This window comes from Halalkalibacter wakoensis JCM 9140 (assembly GCF_000513095.1).
GTDB lineage: Bacteria > Bacillota > Bacilli > Bacillales > Bacillaceae_D > Halalkalibacter > Halalkalibacter wakoensis.
In genome coordinates, this window is record NZ_BAUT01000136.1 from 1 (window position 1) to 3,503 (window position 3,503).

The window sequence follows — 3,503 nt, forward strand, 5'->3', positions numbered from 1 at the left end:
AAAGTTTATTATTTTTTTCAATCTTCGGCTTTATATTTTTCTTCTTCTTTTTCAATCTTCTTTTTCTCTTCTTCAAGCATCTTTCTTTCTTCTGCTTCTAATTTCATTTGTTCTTTAATACGTCGTTGTTCCTCTTTTTCCTTTTCTTTTTGAATATAATATTTATATTCAATCTGTATTGCATTTTGGAAAAGCGGATCTAGTTCAGATAAAAACCTAGTGATTGTTGGTAGGATGTTAGCATTTCCATCTCCACATATGGTCAAATATTTATTGATTAACGCCTTAGCATCTTCCTGTGACTTATCAAGGTTGGTATATTTTAATTTATATAAAATATTTTGAAGCTCCGCCTTCAAACCAATGACCATTAAGTGATAAATGGTTTTATTTGCTTTTGTTGAATAACGAGCTTCATACGTTTTAAGAAGTTTTGTTATCTCTCTATTATTCGTAGACATTTCTTTACGTAATAATTTAGAATCGTTGTGATGTAAGTTTAATTCAACAAGGTTATTTAGTACTCCGTCCCCAAGCGCTTCTTCTAAAATTGAAAGTTCTTTCTCAATTTGGTTAAAGTCAACAGCATCTGGAAATTTATCAATGAGTTGCTTAATTCCTACGCTTTCCGTTTTAACCTTTTTAATGCCCTTTTCAAGTCTTTCTAGTTCCTTCGTTTTCAAAATCAACGTCTCTTCAGTTTGTTTTAATTCATTAGCTTTGCTCTCAGTTTTATTAGCTAACTGGCTGTACTCCTTTTCTGCATCTTTCTTAGCTTGAGCAATGACTTCAGCCTTCATTTGTTCTTTTTTATCTAATTCTTCATTTAATAATTTTAATTTAACTTCTTTGTCGGTAATCGAGTTTGAAAGAGAAAATAGCTCTTTAATTTTTTTAAACATTGTTACCTCCTTGAATTTCTGTAAGTATCTGTATCTAAGTAAACTATAGCACACAAAACATCCATTCGTAGCTTGAAAATTTTTCACGAATTCCCATTCTTACTAGTCCAAAGGATTCCTCAAATTTTGTTGTTGGCAACCTTTAAAATTATAGTAGGATTACTTAAATTCAAAAGTTAACCAATCTTCTTCTTTTCTTTCCTTAACTGATTCATTAATACAAGTAACCTTTCAAATTCTTCCTCAGAAAGTTCTTCATAACGAGACAGTTCACTCTTAATGAACTCAATGGCCCCATGCTCTTTCTGTTGTCCAGATAAGAAATATGTAGCTATTGAGCCCGTAATCATCCCAATAAGTCCAATTCCAAATATCATTAAAATTAAGGCTATAACTCGTCCAATATTCGTCTCAGGTGAAATATCACCATACCCAACAGTAGTAGCTGTCACAATTGACCACCAAAGTGCATCTGCATAACTTTCCATGCTTGGCTCTATCGTTTTAATCGGGATGGCTGAAACAAAAATAAGGATTGCGGTACACGTAATGACTTTATGCAATCCATTTGTTCTAACAATATCAAATACCGGCTTCAAAAAGTGTGCTCCGATAGCAATAAGTCTAATAGCCCTAAATAACCGCGCTATCCTTGCTAACTGGAATATGGCATCGAAAGGGATAATAGCAATGAAATCTAAGGGATGTGTTTTAATGTATTCCCACTTCCCTTTGCTTTTATAAAAACGAATTGAGACATCAACCAAGAATATAAACCAGACAATACGATCAATTAAATAAAGAGATTCGTTATCAGACCAAATCATAGTGACTGAAACGATTGCTAAAAGGACCATTACTGATTCATACACTAATACAAGATTACGATTCATCTCTTCACCTTTCTTTCATTTCTAATTATATCCATAATAAACCAATTAATTGATCTGAATCTAGTAAAAGTAAGCTGCTAGCTTTAGCCTTTAGGAGCACTGGTCAAACACTTCGCCTCCCTACTATCGTTCCAACAATTAATCCATAAATGATGAGGATATAACTGAAGTTCAGGTGCGCGATTTGATGCTGATCGTATAATGGGATAAAAAGCGGTAAGTCTGTGTTCCAAAGTCCATGTAAAAAATAGGAATCCACAGGTTTTTCGTATATAAATAAAAAAAGGATAACAGAAGCCCTGACAGCAAATAAGGCCCTAGTGTCGAGACCAATCCGGTTAAACTGTAATCCAAACCACCTAAGATAGGTACGTGAAACAACCCAAATAAGAGCTGTGTCATGACAAGGGAAATTATTAAACGAATCGATTTCTTTTTTGCTTTAATCAGATAGAATAAAGACCAAAATACAACAAAGCGAAAAGTGAATTCTTCTTGTAATGCTACTCCAAATATTTGACCAATGTACATTCCAAGCCACTCGTTTACAGATACTTGCCCAGTTGTAAAAATAGATACAATTGGTTCACTTGTCCGAAACGTTACAAACCAAATGTGAAGATGCAATAAACAAAAGACAAGAAGAAAAAAGAATCCACCTTCATAGAAGTTTCTTCTACTTAGCAAGCTGCTTTTCCTCAAGATCTCCACTACACCTTGCTTTGTGAAAAAAGTAAGTAGCAGAAACATAATAACAAATACGAAGAGATTAACAAGAACATTTGTGTCCATTAAACTGAACGTCATTTTCCTCATGATCGCTAAGGAAGCATGTATCTCACTGAGAAAGAAAACAAGAATATACACTAGTAAAAAATAAAAAAAGATGTAGCCTACTAGTGAACTTCTATTTGAAATCATGATGACTTGGGGAATCTTTTCATTTCGTGAGTATGCTAAAAAATAGACAAGGATCAATCCAATTGAGCTGAAAAATAAAACATAATCCCCCTCTGCCATATGTTTGCTCGTTAAAGTGGTTAAAAAGGTCGATAAACTATAAAAAAACGTAAGAATAGCAAGAAACAGATAGGAGTTCATTTCTTTTCTGCTTCTTATTAGTTGCATAAAAAAATAAAACAGCAAATAAAAAGTAAGATAATTAAGATTGAACATTTCATCATAACGAATTTCAACCTGACTCAAAACAAATAATTGCAAGGCAATCAGAATACCAAATGCAAAGAAAATTTGTCTGAATTGTGTAGGATTTAAAAATGAACTCATTTGCAACTCATCCTTTGCTCATTAATGGTGATGAGACTCGTTCATCATGCAATGGCTCCACATCCCTGCAAAATAATGCCTAAACTAGTAACCAATAGAATTGTAGCTATTATAATTTCAGTTTTTCATGCTAAGAACGATCTTTTTCACACCAATACAATACTAAAATTGAAATGTCGATGGATTTGTCCTTACGTAACATTACAATGAGAAAAGCCTTATGATTTGGCTATGTTCTTTGAATTTCATTAGAAATATGAATATACTCATATTCATGCCGCGTAAACGATCAAATCACATTAACAGTACTGCGTTTAAGAACCATTTTATTACTACATGTTTTTTTGAAACTGGCACATACTAAAACAAAAACGAGGTGACATTTGAATGAAAAGAACACTAAAAACTTTGTTGTTATCAC

General features: G+C 32.8%; 3 protein-coding genes. All 3 read right to left on the bottom strand.

Features of this window, described 5'->3' with window-relative positions:
- Window positions 1-17: 17 nt before the first annotated feature.
- Window positions 18-902 (bottom strand): V-type ATP synthase subunit I domain-containing protein, encoded by an 885-nt coding sequence (locus tag JCM9140_RS21660; RefSeq protein WP_052002487.1) that lies wholly within the window; start codon window positions 900-902, stop codon window positions 18-20.
- 176 nt (window positions 903-1,078) lie between these two features.
- The gene (locus tag JCM9140_RS21665) at window positions 1,079-1,795 is read right to left on the bottom strand and encodes a potassium channel family protein (RefSeq protein WP_034751677.1); all 717 of its coding nucleotides are present in this window, start codon (window positions 1,793-1,795) and stop codon (window positions 1,079-1,081) included.
- A 171-nt stretch (window positions 1,796-1,966) separates the two neighbouring features.
- The gene (locus JCM9140_RS21670) at window positions 1,967-3,082 is read right to left on the bottom strand and encodes a CPBP family glutamic-type intramembrane protease (RefSeq protein ID WP_034751681.1); all 1,116 of its coding nucleotides are present in this window, start codon (window positions 3,080-3,082) and stop codon (window positions 1,967-1,969) included.
- Window positions 3,083-3,503: the final 421 nt, after the last annotated feature.